Annotated in this window: 16 protein-coding genes and 1 pseudogene; 9 read left to right on the top strand and 8 right to left on the bottom strand. The window is 63.0% G+C overall.

Annotated elements, in window-relative coordinates; all coding sequences use genetic code 11:
- Positions 1-11: 11 nt before the first annotated feature.
- Both thiE and AB4O23_RS07695 read right to left on the bottom strand, forming a co-directional pair.
- A complete protein-coding gene (gene thiE, locus AB4O23_RS07690; RefSeq protein WP_065876739.1) occupies positions 12-641 on the bottom strand; it encodes a thiamine phosphate synthase in 630 nt (209 codons plus the stop codon).
- A gap of 18 nt (positions 642-659) precedes the next feature.
- Positions 660-1457, bottom strand: coding sequence for a hydroxymethylpyrimidine/phosphomethylpyrimidine kinase (locus AB4O23_RS07695; protein ID WP_017528918.1), 798 nt, complete (start codon positions 1455-1457; stop codon positions 660-662).
- 272 nt (positions 1458-1729) lie between these two features.
- Here AB4O23_RS07695 and AB4O23_RS07700 point away from each other — a divergent pair, with 272 nt between their 5' ends.
- The 4 genes from AB4O23_RS07700 (at position 1730) to AB4O23_RS07715 (ending at position 8115) form a co-directional block, all read left to right on the top strand.
- Positions 1730-4120 carry a hybrid sensor histidine kinase/response regulator gene (locus AB4O23_RS07700; RefSeq protein WP_068935241.1) on the top strand — a complete coding sequence of 797 codons (2391 nt, stop codon included), beginning with the start codon at positions 1730-1732 and terminating at the stop codon, positions 4118-4120.
- Positions 4121-4189: 69 nt separating this feature from the next.
- A complete protein-coding gene (locus tag AB4O23_RS07705; RefSeq protein WP_065876741.1) occupies positions 4190-5845 on the top strand; it encodes an acyl-CoA dehydrogenase family protein in 1656 nt (551 codons plus the stop codon).
- Between the two features lie 90 nt (positions 5846-5935).
- Entirely contained in the window at positions 5936-7408 is a 1473-nt protein-coding gene (amn, locus tag AB4O23_RS07710) for an AMP nucleosidase (RefSeq protein ID WP_003176267.1), read from the top strand.
- Between the two features lie 71 nt (positions 7409-7479).
- Positions 7480-8115, top strand: coding sequence for a pseudouridine synthase (locus tag AB4O23_RS07715; RefSeq protein ID WP_017528914.1), 636 nt, complete (start codon positions 7480-7482; stop codon positions 8113-8115).
- Here AB4O23_RS07715 and AB4O23_RS07720 read toward each other — a convergent pair.
- Together AB4O23_RS07720 and AB4O23_RS07725 are read right to left on the bottom strand one after the other, a co-directional pair.
- On the bottom strand, positions 8110-8319 hold the full coding sequence (locus AB4O23_RS07720; protein ID WP_025999909.1) for a DUF2788 domain-containing protein: 210 nt from the start codon (positions 8317-8319) through the stop codon (positions 8110-8112). The two genes, AB4O23_RS07715 and AB4O23_RS07720, sit on opposite strands and share 6 nt — an antisense overlap.
- Positions 8320-8453: 134 nt before the next feature.
- On the bottom strand, positions 8454-8933 hold the full coding sequence (locus tag AB4O23_RS07725; protein ID WP_003194418.1) for an Lrp/AsnC family transcriptional regulator: 480 nt from the start codon (positions 8931-8933) through the stop codon (positions 8454-8456).
- Between the two features lie 415 nt (positions 8934-9348).
- Here AB4O23_RS07725 and AB4O23_RS07730 point away from each other — a divergent pair.
- A pseudogene (locus AB4O23_RS07730) lies at positions 9349-10379 on the top strand (DUF6515 family protein).
- Here the strand turns inward: AB4O23_RS07730 and AB4O23_RS07735 are convergent.
- On the bottom strand, positions 10376-11269 hold the full coding sequence (locus AB4O23_RS07735; RefSeq protein ID WP_017528911.1) for a cation diffusion facilitator family transporter: 894 nt from the start codon (positions 11267-11269) through the stop codon (positions 10376-10378). The pseudogene AB4O23_RS07730 and the gene AB4O23_RS07735 overlap by 4 nt on opposite strands.
- 9 nt (positions 11270-11278) lie before the next feature.
- On the bottom strand, positions 11279-11698 hold the full coding sequence (locus tag AB4O23_RS07740; RefSeq protein WP_017528910.1) for a hypothetical protein: 420 nt from the start codon (positions 11696-11698) through the stop codon (positions 11279-11281).
- A gap of 110 nt (positions 11699-11808) precedes the next feature.
- Between AB4O23_RS07740 and hrpB the strand changes: the two genes are divergently transcribed.
- Positions 11809-14319, top strand: coding sequence for an ATP-dependent helicase HrpB (gene hrpB, locus AB4O23_RS07745; protein WP_460062782.1), 2511 nt, complete (start codon positions 11809-11811; stop codon positions 14317-14319).
- Between the two features lie 123 nt (positions 14320-14442).
- Here hrpB and AB4O23_RS07750 read toward each other — a convergent pair whose 3' ends face one another.
- Both AB4O23_RS07750 and AB4O23_RS07755 read right to left on the bottom strand, forming a co-directional pair.
- Positions 14443-15531 (bottom strand): endonuclease/exonuclease/phosphatase family protein, encoded by a 1089-nt coding sequence (locus tag AB4O23_RS07750; RefSeq protein ID WP_017528908.1) that lies wholly within the window; start codon positions 15529-15531, stop codon positions 14443-14445.
- A gap of 40 nt (positions 15532-15571) precedes the next feature.
- Positions 15572-16231, bottom strand: coding sequence for a YciC family protein (locus tag AB4O23_RS07755; RefSeq protein ID WP_017528907.1), 660 nt, complete (start codon positions 16229-16231; stop codon positions 15572-15574).
- 180 nt (positions 16232-16411) lie between these two features.
- Between AB4O23_RS07755 and AB4O23_RS07760 the strand changes: the two genes are divergently transcribed.
- From AB4O23_RS07760 to AB4O23_RS07770, 3 genes are all read left to right on the top strand, one after another.
- Positions 16412-17143 (top strand): DUF2076 domain-containing protein, encoded by a 732-nt coding sequence (locus AB4O23_RS07760; RefSeq protein WP_065876747.1) that lies wholly within the window; start codon positions 16412-16414, stop codon positions 17141-17143.
- A gap of 119 nt (positions 17144-17262) precedes the next feature.
- Positions 17263-17739, top strand: a complete 477-nt coding sequence (locus AB4O23_RS07765) for a LabA-like NYN domain-containing protein (RefSeq protein WP_017528905.1) — start codon at positions 17263-17265, stop codon at positions 17737-17739.
- A gap of 41 nt (positions 17740-17780) precedes the next feature.
- Positions 17781-18392, top strand: a complete 612-nt coding sequence (locus AB4O23_RS07770) for a 3'-5' exonuclease (protein WP_017528904.1) — start codon at positions 17781-17783, stop codon at positions 18390-18392.
- Positions 18393-18406: the final 14 nt, after the last annotated feature.

Raw genomic sequence — 18406 nt, forward strand, 5'->3', positions numbered from 1 at the left:
GTGCGGGCTCTCTAAACTGAATATTTAAGAAGGTCGTTAAAGGCGCGGGCGCGGCGCGTCACTTCCTGGGTGGTGTCGGCACCGAATAGGCCGTGCACCGCCGCGAGCAGGTCGGCGCCGTGGGCCACCAGGGGTTCGGCGTTCTCCAGGGTGACGCCGCCGATCACGCAGATCGGCAGGTGCAGGCGCTTGCGCGCATCGGCCAGCATTTCAACGGTGGCGGCCGGGGCGCCGGGCTTGGTCGTGGAATTGAAGAAGCGACCGAAGGCGACATAACTGGCGCCTTCCTGTGCGGCCTGCTCGGCTAGTTCGATCCGGCTATGACAGGTGGCACCAATGATCGCCTTGGACCCGAGCAGCGCACGGGCTGGCGTCAATGGGCCGTCGGTCTGGCCCAGATGCACGCCGACGCCCAGGCGCGCGGCCAATTCGGCGTCGTCGTTGATGATCAGCTGGGTTTTATAGCGCGCGCACAACTCCTTGAGCTTTTGCGCTTCACGCAGGCGCCGGGCGTCATCGCTGCTTTTGTCGCGGTATTGCAGCAGGGTCACGCCACCTTCCAGCGCCGCTTCGACGTAGGCGAGGAATTTGCCGGCCAACAGTTGGCTGTCGGTAATGGCGTAAAGGCCACGTAATTTCATCGTGCAGGCCTCTCGGTATCAGGAGCAGAAATCCAGTGGCAGGCGGCGCGGTACAAATTGGCCCTGCCCGAGTTGCTCGGCGTCACGCAGGGTGCGCCAAGTGTAGTTGAGCGCCGATTGCACCGCGCTGGCCAGGCTTTCGCCCTGGGCGATCCGCCCGGCCAGGGCGCTGGCCAACGTGCAGCCCGAACCGTGATAGCTGCCCGGCAGGCGCTGGCAGGTAAAGGTCTGGCGCGTGCCATCGCGGCTGTACAAGCGGTTATGCACTTCATGCTCATCGCCATGGCCACCGGTGATCAACAGGTGCTTGATAAACGGCAGCAGCTTGTCGGCGCATTCGTCCGCCGTGCCGTGCGGCAGTTCGGCAAGGATGCGCGCTTCGGGCAGGTTGGGCGTGGCGATCAGCGACAAGGGCAGCAGCCGCTCGCGCATGGCGTAACCCACTTCATCCTTGCCCAGGCTGCCGCCGCCGCCGGCCCGCAGCACTGGGTCGCATACCACCGGCAGGTGCGGGTGCGCCTGCAGCAGTTCGACCACGGTGTCGACCATCGCGGTGGAGCCGAGCATGCCCAGCTTGACCGCCGCCACTTCGGAGTCGCCGAGCACGGCATTGGCCTGGGCCAGCACCCACTCGCGGTCGAGCACGCGGAAATCGCTGACATTGACGGTGTTCTGCACGGTCAGCGCGGTGACGGCCGGAGCCGCGTGGCAACCCTGCGCGAGCAGGGCTTCGATATCTGCCTGCAAGCCGGCGCCACCACTGGGATCATGGCCGGAGAGACAGAGAACAACAGGGCGAGAGCTGTAGATATTCATGGTGCGCGAGCTTACCACCAAACGCTTTTTGCGTGGCTGTCGGGCGAAGGGGGATTTTTGACGGGAAATAGTGCTTTTGGATGCGCAATTAATCGTTACAGCGCTCTGTAAGCCTTGTACTAGAGCCTTTGTGGGAAATCTTCAATGGTGTCCAATGGCCTTTGCCGGCTATGCTAGAGTGGATCCAAACAACTTAACTGTATTGCCGGTGTACGTCTGCTCAAAAGGAATGGGGGCTTTTGACACGACCGGACAGGCCACGCTGGGGCTCTATGCGCTATTTGCTGATTTTATTGTTGTGCGGGCTACCGATGCTCGCCAGCGCCATCGAGTTCAACCAGGACACGCGCAGCCTGCCGCTGGGCCGAGCCATGCAAGTGCTCGAAGACCCGACCGATGCCCTCACCATTGCCCAGGTCAGCGCACCTTCCGCCGCCCGGCAGTTCAAGCCCCACGATAAAGACACGCTCAATGCCGGCTACTCGCGCTCGGTGTTCTGGCTCAAGGTCGACCTGCACTATCTGCCTCAGAACCGCGAGGCCCAGCGCACCTGGTTGCTGGAACTGGCTTACCCGCCGCTGGACCACCTCGACCTGTACCAGCCCGACAGCACCGGCACCTATCGCCTGGCCGGGCGCACCGGGGATGCGTTGCCGTTTTCGGCCCGTGAGATTCGCCAGAACAACTACCTGTTCAAGCTCGACTTCACCCCCGGCGAGGCGAAAACCGTTTACCTGCGCCTGCAAAGCGAAGGCTCGATCCAGGCGCCGCTGACCCTCTGGTCCAGCACGGCGTACCTTGAGCAACAGCCGTTGCGCCTTTACGTCCTGGGCCTGATCTATGGCGTGCTGCTGGGAATGCTGGTGTACAACCTGTTTATCTACCTCAGCGTGCGCGACACCAGCTACCTCTATTACATCTTCTATATCGCCTCGTTCGGCATGTACCAGTTGTCGGTCAACGGCGCGGCGGTGGAGTACTTCTGGCCGAACAACCCCTGGTGGGCGAATGCCGCGACGCCTTTTCTGATCGGTGCATCGGCGCTGTTTGGCAGCCTGTTTGCGCGCAGTTTCCTGCACACCGCGCAACACAGTCGCTGGATCAACCGCCTGCTGCTGGCGCTGGTGGCCTGCGGCGCGGTGGTGATGTTGCTGTCGCTAATGACCAGCTACGCACTGGCGCTGCGCCTGGCTACGGGCCTGGCGCTGGTCTTCACCCTGAGCATTTTTGTGGCCGCCATCAATGCCTGGTACTGCGGCCAGCGGGTGGCGCGCTATTTCATCATCGCCTGGTCGGCGTTCCTGCTGGGCGGGGTGGTGAACACACTGATGGTGCTGGGCTACCTGCCTAATGTGTTCCTGACGATGTACGCCAGCCAGATCGGCTCGGCGATTGAAGTGGCGCTGCTTTCCCTGGCCCTGGCCGACCGCATCAACGCAATGCGTGAACAACAGGCGCAGATTCTGCTCGACGCGAGCCAGAAGCTCGAAGTGCTCAACCAACAGTTGGCGCGCAGCAACCGGCTCAAGGATGAATTCCTCGCCACCCTGACCCACGAACTGCGCACGCCGATGAACGGGGTGATCGGCTCGTTGGAGCTGATGCAAACCGTGCCCCTGGACAGCGACCTGGCGCAGTACCAGCAAACCGCCGCCGGTTCGGCGCGGGACATGATGCGCATGGTCAACGGCATCCTCACCCTGACCGAATTGCAGGCCGGGCGCTTGAGTGCCCAGCCTCAGGTGTTCAGCCTGCGCGGCGTGCTCGACAGCCTGCGCCAGCAATTCAATGCCAGCGCCCAGAGCAAAGGCCTGGCGTTTTCCATCGACGTGGCCGATGAACTGCCGGACCGCGTGCGCGGTGACGCCGACAAGCTGCTTCAGTGTCTGGACTGCCTGCTGGACAACGCCTTCAAGTTCACCCACCAAGGTGCCGTGCGCCTGCGTGTGGTGGGCGTGCCGGAGAGTGATGGCGGCTTGCGCCTGAGCTTTATCGTCACGGACACCGGTATCGGTTTTGCCTTTCTCGACGAGGCCACGCTGTATCAGCGCTTCTTCCAGCTTGATGGTTCCACTACCCGCGAATACGGTGGCCTAGGTATCGGCCTGGCCATCTGCCGGCAACTGATCGAGTTGTTGGGCGGGCGGCTCACCCATCACTCCGAACCGCGCAAAGGCAGCCGGTTCCAGTTGGACCTGTGCGTCAGCCCGGTGGCGTCCGAGCCTAAACCCGCGCCCGATCACCAGCGCTCGCCCCAGGAGTGCACGGTGCTGTTGGTGGATGACAACAGTGTCGGGCAACTGGTGGTGCGCGGCATGTTGCTCAAGCTTGGTTACCGGGTGAAAACCGTGGACAGCGGCCCGAGTGCTTTAGGGGCGTTGCAGGCGGGCAATTTCGACGGCGTGCTGTTGGATATGCCTGAAGGTGATTTCTCGTTGTGCTGCCAGATCCGTGCACTGCCGGGCTGCGGCGAGCTGCCGGTGATCGCTGTGAGCCCATCGCTGAACGTGGCTGAGCGTGAGCACTGCGAGGGCATCGGCATCTCCGAGCGCCTCGCCAAACCCGTACGCTTCGACGCGTTGCAGAGGGTACTGGAGCGCCGGGTTCTGGCTGTAATGGAGGGTGAAAGCGCCGTCAATTCGGCGGGTATGCCACTTTTTTAAGCCAGGTTACGGTGCTTAACTGACCTTCAGGCCCCATCCAAACGCGGCCTTTTTTCCAGGAGGCCCGTCATGCACCCGCACCCGTTTGCCGAAACCCACGACGTCACCAACCAGCCGCCGTCCCTGGACGGCACCAACCTGTACCGCATCGATCTGCCCTTGCAAGACTGGTCGCGCCGCTTTGGTGCCGGCTGGGCAGAGCCACGCATCAATGCCTACGGTGCGCTGGCCGGTGGGCCGTTGATGGCGGCCGGGTTCCTGGCGAATCAGTACAAGCCGGTGTTCAGCAGCCATGACCGCTATGGCCATCGCATTGACCTGGTGGAGTTTCATCCGGCCTACCACGAGCTGATGCGCACCGCCGTCGAACACGGCCTGCCGTCGCTGCCCTGGGCCCATCCGCAATCCGGCGCCCACGTGGCTCGCGCCGCCCTGACGTATCTGCACAGCCAGGCCGAAGCCGGCACCGGTTGCCCGCTGACCATGACCTTCGCCTGCGTCCCGGCGCTGCGCCTGCAACCGGACCTGGCGAAGACCTGGCTGCCAAAAGTCCTCAGCACCGAATACGACCCGCGCAACGTCGGCATCGCCCACAAACCGGGCGCCACCATCGGCATGGCCATGACCGAGAAACAGGGCGGCACCGACGTGCGCGCCAACACCACCCGCGCCTATCCGGTAGGCGCGAGCGGCCCTGGGCAAGCCTATGAACTGGTTGGCCATAAGTGGTTTTGCTCGGCGCCGATGTGCGATGCGTTCCTGACCCTGGCGCAGACCGACAAGGGCCTTACCTGTTTCCTACTGCCCAGGCAGCGTCCGGATGACACTCGCAACGAGTTCTACATCCAACGCCTGAAAAACAAGCTCGGCAATTGCTCCAATGCTTCCAGCGAGGTGGAATTGCGTGGCGCACTGGCCTGGATGGTGGGTGAAGAAGGCCGTGGCGTACCCACCATCATCGAGATGGTCGCCATGACCCGCTTCGATTGCATGGTCGGCTCCAGCGCCTTGATGCGCCAGGCGTTGACCCAGGCCAGCCATCATTGTGCCCACCGCTCGGTCAGCGGGCGCGTGCTCAGCGAACAACCGCTGATGCAAAACGTGCTCGCCGACCTGGCGTTGGAAAGCGAGGCCTCGCTGGCCTTGAGCATGCGCATGGGGCGCGCCCTGGACCACTTGGGCGATGAGCGGGAAGCCAAGTTCGCCCGGTTGGTGACGGCGGTGGGCAAGTATTGGATCTGCAAGCGCGCGCCGGCGATGATCAACGAAGCTGCCGAATGCATGGGCGGTGCCGGCTACGTGGAGGACAGCATCCTGCCGCGCCTCTACCGTGAGGCGCCGGTGAATTCCACGTGGGAAGGTTCCGGCAATGTGCAGTGCCTGGACGTGTTGCGTGCGCTGTCGAAAGAGCCGGGCGTGCTGGAGGTGTTGTTTGTCGAGCTTGGTGATGGACACGGCGACAGGCAACTGGCGCGGCGTATCGAGCAGCTCAAGTCGGCGTTTATGGACACTCAGGATATTCAATACCGTGCACGCCAACTGACCGAGGATATTGCCGTGGCGTTGCAGGCCAAGTTGTTGCTGGAAGCCGGGAATGCGGCGGTCAGTGATGGGTTTATTGCCAGTCGGTTGGGCGAGTCGTCCGGGCGGGTGTATGGGGCGTTGCCGCGTGGTGTGGATGTGGCAGCCATCGTCGCCCGCTCAACCCCTCATTCACCTATGTAAACACGGTCCACATTGGATTGCATTCCAACTCTGCTGTTTCGGTGAGCCCTGGATACAGGCAAGATAAAGGCCTGCACGTCAGAACACAGGATGCTTACCGTGACCGAAGCTTTTGTTGTCGTTCAAACCGCCGAAGAAGCCGTGGACCGGCTGGCCGCTCTGCATGAGCGGGCCACCGGCGCGCTCAACCAGGCCCTCAAGCAATATCTCAAGGACCGCGTCGAACCCGACGCCGCGCAACGCGCACTGTTTCGCTACCCGGAACTGCGTTTGACCTACCACTGCCACGGCGAAGTCCCACAGACCACCCGGGCATATGCCAAGGTGCAATTGCCGGGCACCTACAGCGTTACCGTCACCCATCCGTCGGCGTTCCGTAAATATTTGCTGGAGCAACTGGTGCCATTGATGCACGACTTCACCGTGACGGTCGAAGTGGGCGTCAGCCAGCAGAACATTCCCTACCCGTACGTGGTGGAGCAGGGCGACGAACTGGCCGGTTCCGGCGTGACCGCTGCGACCCTGGCCCGCGTGTTCCCCAGCACCGACTTGTCGGCCGCCACCGATGGCATCGCCGATGGCCTCTATGACTGGGAAAACACCGACCCCCTGCCGCTGGCGTTGTTCGATGCGGCGCGCGTGGACTTTTCCCTGCGCCGCCTGGTGCACTACACCGGCAGCGACTGGCGCCATGTGCAACCGTGGATCCTGCTGACCAACTACCACCGCTATGTCGACCAGTTCATCCTGCATGGCCTGGAGCAACTGCGCAGCGACCCGCGGTTTATCCGCATGGTGTTGCCGGGCAACGTGGTGATCGACAAGAGCATGGACCACGGCGAAGCGTCGGCCATCGCCGCCGGCGTGGTCTGGCACCGCTACCAAATGCCGGCCTATCACCTGCAGGCCACTGATGGCCACGGCGTGACCCTGGTGAACATCGGCGTAGGCCCGTCCAACGCCAAGAACATCACCGACCACCTCGCCGTGCTGCGCCCACATTGCTGGCTGATGATCGGCCACTGTGGCGGCCTGCGCCAATCCCAGACCATCGGTGACTACGTACTGGCCCACGCTTATATGCGCCGCGACGGAATCCTCGACCGCGTGGTGCCGCCGAACATTCCGATCCCGGCCCTGGCCGAAGTGCAGATGGCGTTGCAGCAGGCGGCGGCGAATGTCACCGGCGAAAAAGGTGAAGAGCTGAAAAAACGTCTGCGCACCGGCACCGTGCTGACCTACGACGACCGCAATTGGGAACTGCGCTGGGCCCAGGAACGGCCGCTGATCAACCTGTCCCGCGCCGTGGCCGTGGACATGGAAAGCGGCACCATCGCCGCGCAGGGCTATCGTTTGCGTGTGCCGTACGGCACGTTGCTGTGTGTCTCGGATAAACCGTTGCACAGCGAGATCAAGCTGCCGGGTTCGGCCAACGCGTTCTATGAGCGTGCGGTGAGCCAGCACTTGAAGATCGGCATTGAAGCGGTGGACCTGTTGCGCACCGAACTCAACTCGCTGCATTCGCGCAAACTGCGCAGCTTCGACGAGCCCCCGTTCCGCTAAGCGGTTGGGATGGTTATTTAACGGTCAGGCCACTAGCATTGTCGGCCCTGACCGTTAGATGTTCCTTTGCCATGTCCCGTCCTGCTCGCCCTGATTCGCGCCGCCCTGGCGTGAAACCTCCGCACTCCGCTGCTCGTCGTGTCGCCAAGGCGCCGCCGGCCGAGCCCAAGCTGATCCTGTTCAACAAGCCTTTCGATGTGCTGACCCAGTTCAGCGACGAAGGCGGGCGGGCGACTCTCAAGGATTTCATCGATATTCCCGGCATCTACCCGGCGGGCCGTCTGGACCGTGACAGTGAAGGCCTGTTGTTGCTGACCAACGATGGCCAGTTGCAGGCGCGTATTGCCGACCCCAAGCACAAGTTGGCGAAAACCTACTGGGTGCAAGTCGAGGGCGAGCCGACGGAAGAACAATTGCAACGCCTGCGCGACGGCGTGCAGCTCAATGACGGCATGACCTTGCCCGCCGAAGCGCGGCCATTGGAAGAGCCCCAGTTATGGCCACGCAACCCGCCGGTGCGCTTTCGTAAAAGCGTGCCGACCCATTGGCTGGAGCTGGTGATTCGCGAGGGGCGCAACCGTCAGGTGCGGCGTATGACGGCGGCGGTAGGGTTGCCGACGTTACGCCTGGTGCGCGTGCGCATTGGCGATTGGTCGATCGAAGGCCTCGATCAGGGCCAATGGAAAGCCGTGCCGGCGCGCTTATAAGGCGCCGGACTCGATCAGGCCGATCACCACGCTCTTGATGATAAACGCGGCCACGCCCAGCCCCAGCACAAAAAACAGGATGAACGAACCAAAGCGCCCGGCCTTGGACTTCTTCGCCAGGTCCCAGACGATAAAACCCATGAAAATGATCAGGATCGTGACCAGGCCGGTCATCATCCATTCTTCGAAGAGGGCGGGGTCGATGTTGTCCATGGGCTATTCCGTTGGGGCAGGCGGCAAGTATAGGGCAGCGCTACAGGCGCAACATTGATCTGGATCGAAGCGCAATCCAAATGTGGGAGGGGGCAAGCCCCTCCCACATTTGACCTTCACTGATCTTAGGTGCGCAGGTGGGTCAGGGGAAGCTCGGTACTGTTGAGCACCTGGTTGAGCACAAAGCTCGACCGCACGCTGGTCACCCCCTCAATCCGCGTGAGGTGGCCCAGCAGCAGTTTCTGGTAGTGATCCATGTCCGGGACCACCACCTTCAGTTGATAGTCCGCATCCATGCCGGTCACCAGGCTGCACTCCAACACCTGGGGCAGGGTGCGGATGGCCGCTTCGAAGTTCTCGAAACGCTCGGGAGTGTGCCGGTCCATGCCGATCAGCACATAAGCCGTGAGGCTCAGGCCGAGCATCTTGCGGTCGAGCAGGGCGACCTGGCGGGCGATGTAGCCGTCGTCCTCCAGTTGCTTGACCCGGCGCGAGCAGGGCGACGGTGACAGGCCGATGCGTTCGGCCAACTCCTGGTTGGAGATCCTCGCGTCGCGCTGCAATTCCGCCAAAATACTCAGATCGTATCGGTCAAGCTTGCTCATTGGGTTAGCCTTTGTCGTAACTATTGCGATGAATTATCCATGAAGGGTTAAAAATTGCGCAAGCACTGTTTATTGACGCAATCTTCGCAATCCTCTGTCGGGCGCGGGCGGGTATCTTTATCAACAGAATCACCGCCTGGACAACAGTCCACGCAGCGCGCCCAATCAGGCCCGCTGCGGCCGCCACCCCAGCAGGGTTGAGCCGGCCTCCAGGCTGCACACTGTCCACCAGACGGCGTGAGGTGAGCCAACGTCAAAAGCGTTGAGCATGGACGAAGTTCTCAAGGGGTGGCCGACGGGTCGCCCCTTTTCTTTTGCCTTAAGAAAATACTTCTCGTGACTGATAACCTGTCTCAGAACCGGGCGAGGCTTTTCCAGTCTCATCTGTAAGCCCTAACCCGCAGTGAGGAAAAGCATGAAGCGCATCTGGCGTATGGCAGGTGTTGGTTTGCTGGTGGTCAGCGTCGGCGCGCAGGTAATGGCCGATGAGCGCGATAACGCACCTCGCGAGGGCCAAGGGCCGCAGGGCCAGCATGAGCGAGGTCCCGAAGGCGGGCGACGGCCGGAAAACGCGCCGCCGCGCCCCGAGAACAATCAGCCACGCCCGCAGAACCCTCACGGTGAACGCGCCGGCCAGTGGCAAGGTCGCCCGCAAGGCAATGAGCCGAGCCGGCCGGCACCGCAACCGCAACCGTCGAACAACCTGCCGATCCAGAGCCGGCCCGACACCGTGCGTCAGACCCAGGAGCCGCGCCAGGGTTACTACCGCGACATCCCCCGGCGCAATGACGACAACCGACATTGGGAGGCTGGCGGCCCTGGCCAGCGCCCCGGCAATAACGGCGGCGGTTTCAACAATGGCCGCCCCGATGACCATCGCTGGCCCGGTCGCCCCGACGGTCATGGCAATGGCTGGGGGCCGGGCCCGCAGTATCGGCCCGGCTATGTGGTGGATCGTTTCCCCGAGCGCAATTTCCGCGTGCCGTATCGCGGGCAGGACTACTTTTTTTCCGGCGGCTACTGGTACCGTCCACAGGGGCCGCGCTACGTCGTAGTGGCGCCGCCCTATGGCATCCGCGTGCATTACCTGCCGGACTATGCGCGTGAAGTGTGGGTGGGGGGCTCGTTGTTGTTTCTTGCCGCGGGTGCCTACTACGCCTACGAAGAAAGCTCCCAGCAATACGTGGTGGTGCAACCGCCGGCGCAAGTGCCGTCGGCACCGCCCGCGCCGCAAGGCAACGGCTATGACGTGGTGGCTTATCCCGCCAACGGCCAGTCACCGGCCCAAGTGCAGCAGGACGGTTACGACTGTTATCGCTGGGCCGTGCAGCAAAGCGGTTTCGACCCGCAGGCCGCCACGTACGCCCCGGACCCGGCGGTGGTGCAAACCTACCGCCAGGCCAGGGTAACTGCCTGAGCAGTCGCGGTTACCAGGTGCAGTATTAAGCCTTGTTGCCGGTGACCACTTCCCGTGGGTCGGCGTGTACCAGCACTTCGGCGCGCGGGTAGGCGTTGTGAATGGCATCGGCGGCCTGGTCGCTGATGCCATGGGCCACAGACAGCGTCAACTCGCCCGGCAACTCCAGGTGCAGTTGCACAAACCAATGGTTGCCCGACACGCGCGTGCGCAAGTCATGGGCACCCAATACCCCCGGCACGCCACGGGCCAGTTCGAGCATGTGCTGGCTTACGTCCGGCGGCAGTTCCTCATCCATCAGCACCGCGAAGCTTTCCTTGGCGATGTGGATCGCGCTCCACAAAATATAAGCCGCGATGCCCAGGCCGAACCAGGCGTCCACCTGATGCAAACCGATGGCGGCCAGTACCAGCGCCACCAGGATGCTGCCGTTGAGCAGCAGGTCCGAGCGATAGTGCAGCGAGTCCGCGCGCACGGCGTTGGAACCGGTTTCGCGGATTACCCGGTGTTGCAGCATCAGCAGCGCAACGGTCAGCACCAGCGAAAATACGATCACCCCGATGCTCAACCACGGCGCACCGACCGGTTGCGGGTTGTGCAACCGCTCGTAGGCTTGCAGCGCGATCAACACCGCACTGCCACCAATAAACAACGCCTGGGCCATGCCCGCCAGTGACTCCGCCTTGCCGTGGCCATAGCGGTGGTCATCGTCCGCCGGGCGTAGCGCGTAATGCACCGCCAGCAGGTTCAGCAACGAGGTCACGCCATCGAGCAGCGAGTCGGTCAGCCCGGCGAGCATGCTCACCGAGCCGCTGAACCACCAGGCGATCGCCTTGGTAATGATCAGCACACAGGCCACACCGACAGAGGCGCGGGTGGCCAGGCGCAGGAGCCTGGCGTGTTCGGGACTGCTGGTCATAAGCAGTCCTTACGCGGCAGGTTGCAGGCCCAGGGTGGCGAGTTGCTGCACGCTGCCCTTGAACTGGATCAGGCGCGGGTCGTCCAGCGGCAAGCTGTGGCCGGTTTCTTTCTGGATGATCGATTGCAGCTTGGCGTTGTCGACCTGGCCGTCGGCGCCGATGGCTTCGTGGAGTTTTTCCGGCGCGACTTGGGCGGTCTTGCCCGGCTCGAAATAAATCGCGCCGGTGGCGAAGTCGACGCCAAACGCAATCAGGCCTGGGATCACATAAAACAGCAGGCCTACGGCATCGAGCACGGCGATGGTCGGGTCGATTTTGCCTTCGATCTGGCCACGGCGGTCCGGGTAGAAAATCGAACCGCAGGCGGTGAGTTGGCTCAACAGGGTGACGGCTAAAACACCGCCGATAACACGGGAAGCGATACGCATGGAAACTCTCCTGAACTCGGTTGGTACGCGACTATATAACACTGACCTTGAGACCAGCGTCGGCATGCGGCAGTTCGCCGTTATACTCGCGGCTCTGCTTTGGAGCCAGTATGAATTCGTTGCCCATTGATGATGTTTTACCCGCCCTGCGTGACGCCTTGGCGAACCGCCATGAAGCCGTGCTGCAAGCACCGCCCGGCGCCGGTAAAACCACCCGCGTGCCCTTGGCATTGTTAAATGAGCCCTGGCTGGCCGGGCAAACCATCCTGATGCTCGAACCGCGCCGCCTGGCTGCCCGCGCCGCCGCTGAACGCCTGGCCAGCGAACTGGGGGAAAAAGTCGGTGAGACAGTGGGTTATCGCATCCGCCTGGATAGCAAAGTCGGCCCCAACACGCGGATCGAGGTGGTCACCGAAGGCATCCTCACCCGCCGCCTGCAGGACGACCCGGCGCTGGACGGCGTGGGGCTTTTGATCTTCGACGAATTCCACGAACGCAGCCTCGACGCCGACCTGGCGCTGGCCCTGAGCCTGAACGGCCGCGAGCTGTTTCGCGATGAACAACCGCTGAAAATCCTGCTGATGTCCGCCACCCTCGAAGGCGAGCGCCTGGCCAGCCTGCTGGATGACGCACCGATCCTGCGCAGCGAAGGGCGTATGTTCCCGGTGCAGATGCGCTGGGGCCGGCCGTACCAGCCGGGCGAATTCATTGAGCCTCGGGTGGTGCAGACCCTCCTCGAAGCCTTGCAAGACCAGACCGGCAGCGTGCTGGTGTTTTTGCCGGGGCAGGCCGAGATCCGCCGCGTCCATCAGCAACTGGCCGACGCGCTGGGTGATCGCCAGGATGTGCTGCTGTGCCCGCTGCACGGTGAACTGGACCTCAACGCCCAACGCGCCGCCATCGACCCGGCGCCGGCCGGCAAGCGCAAAGTGGTGCTCGCCACCAACATCGCCGAGACCAGCCTGACCATCAACGGCGTGCGCGTGGTGATCGACGCCGGGCTGGCGCGGGTACCGCGTTTCGACCCCGGCAGCGGCATGACCCGCCTCGACACCCAACGCATCTCCCGCGCCAGCGCCACCCAGCGTGCCGGCCGGGCAGGGCGTTTGGAGCCGGGGGTGTGTTATCGCTTGTGGTCCGAGGACCAGCACGAAGGGCTCGCCGCCTATGGCAGTGCCGAAATCCTCGCCGCCGACCTCGCAGGCCTGGCCTTGCAACTGGCGCGCTGGGGCGTCACGCCCGCGCAACTGGTGTGGCTGGATGTGCCGCCGGCCGCCGCGTATGCCCAGGCCCAGGATCTGCTGGTGCGCCTTGGCGCGTTGAATGAGGAAAAACTCACCGCCCATGGGCACAAAATGGCCGAACTGCCGGCGCACCCGCGTATCGCGCATCTACTGCTGCGCGGGCAGGCTTTGGGGCTGGCGGCAACGGCCTGTGACGTCGCCGCGTTGTTGGGCGAGCGCGATATTTTGCGCGGTGGCGGTGCGGATTTGCACAGCCGTCTGGCGCTGTTGTCTGGTGAAGAACGCGCACGCGGCACTCAAGGTGGCGTGCAACGGGCCAAGCAACTGGCGCGGCAATATCGCGGTTATTTGCGGGGCCAGGCCGTGCAGCCCGTGGCCGATCCTGACCACCCACGCTGGCTGGGCGCCTTGCTGGCACTGGCCTACCCGGACCGCGTCGCCCAGCAACGTCGTCCCGGTGGCGCCGAATATCGCTTGGCCAACGGCCGCGCGGCGCTGTTCGCCGAAGCCGACAGCCTGATGAAACAACCCTGGCTGGTGATCGCCGACCTCGGCAGCCGCCAGGGCCAGCGCGAAGAACGCATCTACCTCGCGGCGGATTTTGACCCGGCGTTGTTTGATACGGTACTCGCCGAGCAAGTGCGCAACGTCGATCAGCTCGATTGGGATGAGCGTGAAGGCGTGCTGCGCGCCGAGCGCCAGCGCAAAGTCGGCGAACTGGTACTCAGCCGCGACCCCCTTACCGGCCTCGACGAAAACGCCCGCAGCCAGGCGCTGGTCAACCTGGTGCGCCGCAAAGGCCTGGAACTGCTGCCCTGGACCCCCGAACTGCGCCAATGGCAGGCCCGCGTGATGCTGCTGCGCCAATTGGACGCGGGTAAAACCAGCGAATGGCCGGACGTCAGCGACAAGGCGTTGCTCGCCGGCCTGGAGCATTGGCTGATGCCCTACCTGGGCAAAGTCTCGCGCCTGAGCCATTTCGCCCACCTGGATATTTCCAGCTACTTGCACAACCTGCTGCCCTGGCCGCTGCCCCAGCGCCTGGACGAACTGGCGCCGCAGCATGTGAAAGTGCCGTCGGGGTCATCGGTGCGGGTGGACTACAGCGAACAGCCGCCGATCCTGGCGGTGCGCCTACAGGAACTGTTCGGGCTGGCGGATACCCCGCGCATTGCCGGTGGGCGCCAGGTGGTGAAGCTGCACCTGCTGTCGCCGGCGCGGCGGCCGGTGCAGGTTACCCAGGATCTGGCGAACTTCTGGCGCAGTACCTACGCTGAAGTGAAGAAGGATCTGAAGGGGCGGTACCCGAAACATTATTGGCCGGATGATCCGCTGATCGCAGAGCCGACTGCCAGGATCAAACCCCGAAAGCCGTAACGCCAAAGATCCAAAAGTGGGAGGGGGCCTGCTCCCAATAGCGGTGTATCAGTCACTGCATTGTTGACTGAACCATTGCTATCGGGAGCAGGCCCCCTCCCACTTTTGGTTGTGTGTTGTTTGCTATTGCGCGGCGGGCAACAGGAACCGGGCAATCACCGGCAGATGGTTGGAGATACGCAAGGTATCCTCCTGCCGCACCTTGGTGTCCACCCGTTTGATCCGCGGGCTGTAGAACAGGTAATCCAAGGTGCGATCCGGGCCGTCCAGGCTTGGGTCATTGGGGAAGTGCGTCAGCCATTTTTCGCGATCGATACCGCTGGACTGGCTGTTGCTCGGGATCATCGGGTATTTATCCCACAGCAGGTGCAGCTCGCTGTCCGGCGAATACTGCCCGCGTTTGCTGGCGTCCAACCGCAGGAATTGGCCCAGGGGCAGCAGGTTGAAATCGCCGCCGATCAGCCAGGGCGTACCGCGGCCTTCGAATTTATCCAGCAGCTTGACCGTGGTTTTCACCTGTTCCTGCACCGCGCTGCGCCCCGGCGCGCCAGCGTCCAAACGGGTGTTGAGCACCGCCAGTTGGCCGCCGTCGCTCAGCGGCAGGTAGGTCAGCAGCAAGGCCGGCTTGGGTTGGAATTGGCGGCTGATCAGGTTGGCCTCCGGTGCCGGCAATTGCAGGCGCTCGGCGTGTTCGATCTGGTAACGGCTCAGGGTCGCGAGTTTGCGTCCGACGCTGCCGAAGATATGCAGGTCGGGCACAAAATCGGCCTTCCAGTCGAACGCCTGGGCGCTGCAGGGGTAGAGGTCGACCAGGCGCTCTTGCAACAGGGCAAGCTGGTCCTGGTAGTGGGAGGGCTTGGCGTTTTCGTCGAGTTCCTGCAACAGCAGAATGTCGGGCTGTTCGTCGCGGATCACCCGTGCCACTTCGTCCAGGCTCACGGCCATGTCTTCCACGGTGGGGCGATCATCGGGGCCGCTGCCGTCGGCGGTGTCGTACCAAAACACATAGTTCTTGCCGGCCAGATATTGCACGTTCCACGTCATCACCTTGAGCGCCTGCCCCGGCAGCAGGGTCGGCGCACGCGGCGCGACGCAGCTTACCGGCAAGGTCTCCTTGGCGGCGGGGCGCCAGGTCAGGCTGTAGATAAGGGCGGTGAGCAGGCCTGCGATGATCAACAGGCCCAGCAAGGTGATGCGCAATAAACGGGTCATCGGCTCGGCTTATGGCGTTTCAGGAATGGCACGGAGCATATCACCGTGCGTCGGCATCGCCACCGATCAACATGAATAAACGGAACAACACCACACTGGTAAACAATTGCAGGAAGCTGTGGGCGCTATCCATCAACAGGCCCAGCCATGGCGCCGGGTTGGGATAGGCCGCGACGCTGGCGCCCTTGAGCAGCCACAGCGGGGTCATCACGCACAGCAGGCACACCAGGATTCGCCAGAAATGCCCGCGTGTCAGGCGAAAGCTTTCCTTCATCGCCTCCAGCGCCGACAGGCCGCGCAGCACCAGTAAATACTCGGCAAACGCCAGCACCACCATCAGCCACAGGCCCGGCAGCAAATACATCGACAAGCCCAGCAGGATCAGCAGGGTGCTCATGGCCGTCAACACCGCAAAACGCGGCCACAGCGTGAGCGCCATGGCCCATACGTCTTTGGTACGCGGCGACTCGCCACGGGTGCGCGCGTCGAGGAACAGGATCAAGGCGCCGGTGTACAGCGGGTACACCAATAACCCCACCACCACGCTGTAACCCGGGAAGGCATCCGGGCCGAGCGTGTGGTCGAGTACCTGTTGCAACAGGGCCTCGAGGATCACCAGCGGCAGGCACAACTGCACGATGGCGCCCAGGTTATGCCGGGTAAAACGGAAGGAGTCGCGCAATACATCTAACGGATTCATCGGGTTCATCGCTGGCTTAAAAGCAAGGGCGACACTTTAACCGATCAGGGTCTGTAGGGCGCAAACGTAAACCTTGCGTAAAGACCATTGAAACAACTCGTAACACCCCCATAACTAGAGCGCACCTGGCCTGATCACAGGCAGGACCACGATTTTTACCGGCAATCTAACGAGGTCGCCATGAACAGCGAAGAGCAAACCCTGATCGATGGACTGTTTTCACGGTTGCAGCAAGCCGAAACGGACTCAGCCCCCCGCGACGCCCAGGCCGAAGCGCGGATCAAGGAGCACATGACTCGCCAACCCGCCGCCGGGTACTACATGACCCAGTCGATCCTGGTGCAGGAACACGCACTCAAAAGCCTCGACGCGCAGAACAAGCAACAGGCGCAACAGATCGAGCAATTGCAGCAGGAGCTGCAGCGCGCCAGATCCCCGCAGGCGGCCGCGCCAAGCGGTGGCGGTTTTTTGTCGAGCATCTTTGGCGGTGGCTCGCGAGAGGCGCAACCTGCGCCGAGCAACGCGGGAGGTGGCTGGCGTGAACCGGCGCGGCCGGCATTCAGCCAACCCGCACCGCAGCAGAACTATCAGCAACCGCCGCAACAACCGGCCGCCGCCGCGCCCGTGGGCAGCGGTTTCCTCGGCGGTGCGATGAAAACCGCCGCCGGTGTGGCCGGCGGTGTGTTGCTGGCCGAAGGCATCAGCAGCCTGTTCCATCACAACCAGCAGCCGCAGGTGGTGGAAGAAATCATCGAACAACCGGCACCGGCCAGCGACCAGGGTGGCTGGGGCAATGACGACCAGAAGTTCGCCGGTAATGACAGCTGGGGCGCCAACAACTCGGACAGCTTCGCCGACAGCGACTATTCCGACGACTCATCCTCCTTTGGCGACGACGATTCCTTCGTCTGACCCTCCCCACGCCCGGTGCGCTTCGTCGCGCCGGGCTGATTTTTCCCGGAAACCTTCTCGCGGCTGGCATACTGGCACCCTTTCCGGGCGCTGGCGCCTGGCTGTCATGGGGAAGTGCGGTGAAAAAAATTGCAGTGTTCGCCGATGTGCAAAACCTCTATTACACCGTGCGCCAGGCCTATGGCTGCCACTTCAATTACGCGGCCCTGTGGGCTGACATCAGCGCACGCGGGCAAATCGTCGAGGCGTACGCCTATGCCATCGACCGAGGCGACAGCAAGCAGCAGCAATTCCAGCAGATCCTGCGCAACCTGGGCTTTACGGTAAAACTCAAACCGTATATCCAGCGTGCCGACGGCTCGGCCAAGGGCGACTGGGACGTGGGCATCACGCTTGACATCATGGACGCCGCCGACCATGTCGACGAAGTGGTGCTGGCCTCCGGCGACGGTGATTTCGACATGCTGCTCGAACGCATCATCCAAAAGCATGGCGTACACGCCGTGGCCTACGGCGTGCCGGGGCTCACGGCCAATTCATTGATACGCGCCGCCAGCCGCTACGTGCCGATCGAAGGCGCGCTGCTGCTCAAGTAAGCGCTGCGGCTCAATCAATCGTTAACGGAGTTGAAACAGGTTTGGAACGTATAGCGGTCATCGACTTTGAAACCACCGGCATCACCCCGAGCAGCCACTGCCGGGCCACGGAAATTGGCGTGGTCATCCTTGAGCGCGGGCAAATCGTTGATCGCTACCAGAGCCTCATGAATGCCGGCGTACGCGTGCCGGGCTTTATCGAACAACTCACCGGCATCAGCAACGCCATGCTGCGCAGCGCGCCGTCGGCCGAGCGGGTGATGAACGAGGTCAACGAATTCGTCGGCACCACGCCGCTGATGGCGCATAACGCCGCGTTCGACCAGAAGTTCTGGGACTTTGAGCTGGGCCTGATCCGCCGCACCCGCCTGCAAAAATTCGCCTGCTCGCTGCTGCTGGCCCGGCGCCTCATGCCGGCGGCACCGAACCACAAACTCGGCACCCTCAACACCTACGCCAAACTGCCCCACACCGGCCAGGCTCACCGGGCGCTGGCGGATGCGGAAATGGCCGCCAACCTCACCGCGCACCTGGCCCGGGAACTGCGCCAGACCCACGGCCTGCGCGAGCTGTCCCACGATTTGCTATGCACCTTGCAGAAAGTGCCGGCGGCGAAGATCAATGAGCATTTGAAGAAACATCGCGGGTTCTGAGCCAGCCACGACCT

This window comes from Pseudomonas sp. H2_A10, assembly GCF_054680085.1.

Coding starts and splice junctions, on each gene's coding strand:
- thiE (WP_065876739.1), bottom strand. CDS start 641: ATGAAATTACGTGGCCTTTACGCCATTACCGACAGCCAACTGTTGGCC.
- AB4O23_RS07695 (WP_017528918.1), bottom strand. CDS start 1,457: ATGAATATCTACAGCTCTCGCCCTGTTGTTCTCTGTCTCTCCGGCCAT.
- AB4O23_RS07700 (WP_068935241.1), top strand. CDS start 1,730: ATGCGCTATTTGCTGATTTTATTGTTGTGCGGGCTACCGATGCTCGCC.
- AB4O23_RS07705 (WP_065876741.1), top strand. CDS start 4,190: ATGCACCCGCACCCGTTTGCCGAAACCCACGACGTCACCAACCAGCCG.
- amn (WP_003176267.1), top strand. CDS start 5,936: ATGCTTACCGTGACCGAAGCTTTTGTTGTCGTTCAAACCGCCGAAGAA.
- AB4O23_RS07715 (WP_017528914.1), top strand. CDS start 7,480: ATGTCCCGTCCTGCTCGCCCTGATTCGCGCCGCCCTGGCGTGAAACCT.
- AB4O23_RS07725 (WP_003194418.1), bottom strand. CDS start 8,933: ATGAGCAAGCTTGACCGATACGATCTGAGTATTTTGGCGGAATTGCAG.
- AB4O23_RS07735 (WP_017528911.1), bottom strand. CDS start 11,269: ATGACCAGCAGTCCCGAACACGCCAGGCTCCTGCGCCTGGCCACCCGC.
- AB4O23_RS07740 (WP_017528910.1), bottom strand. CDS start 11,698: ATGCGTATCGCTTCCCGTGTTATCGGCGGTGTTTTAGCCGTCACCCTG.
- hrpB (WP_460062782.1), top strand. CDS start 11,809: ATGAATTCGTTGCCCATTGATGATGTTTTACCCGCCCTGCGTGACGCC.
- AB4O23_RS07750 (WP_017528908.1), bottom strand. CDS start 15,531: ATGACCCGTTTATTGCGCATCACCTTGCTGGGCCTGTTGATCATCGCA.
- AB4O23_RS07755 (WP_017528907.1), bottom strand. CDS start 16,231: ATGAATCCGTTAGATGTATTGCGCGACTCCTTCCGTTTTACCCGGCAT.
- AB4O23_RS07760 (WP_065876747.1), top strand. CDS start 16,412: ATGAACAGCGAAGAGCAAACCCTGATCGATGGACTGTTTTCACGGTTG.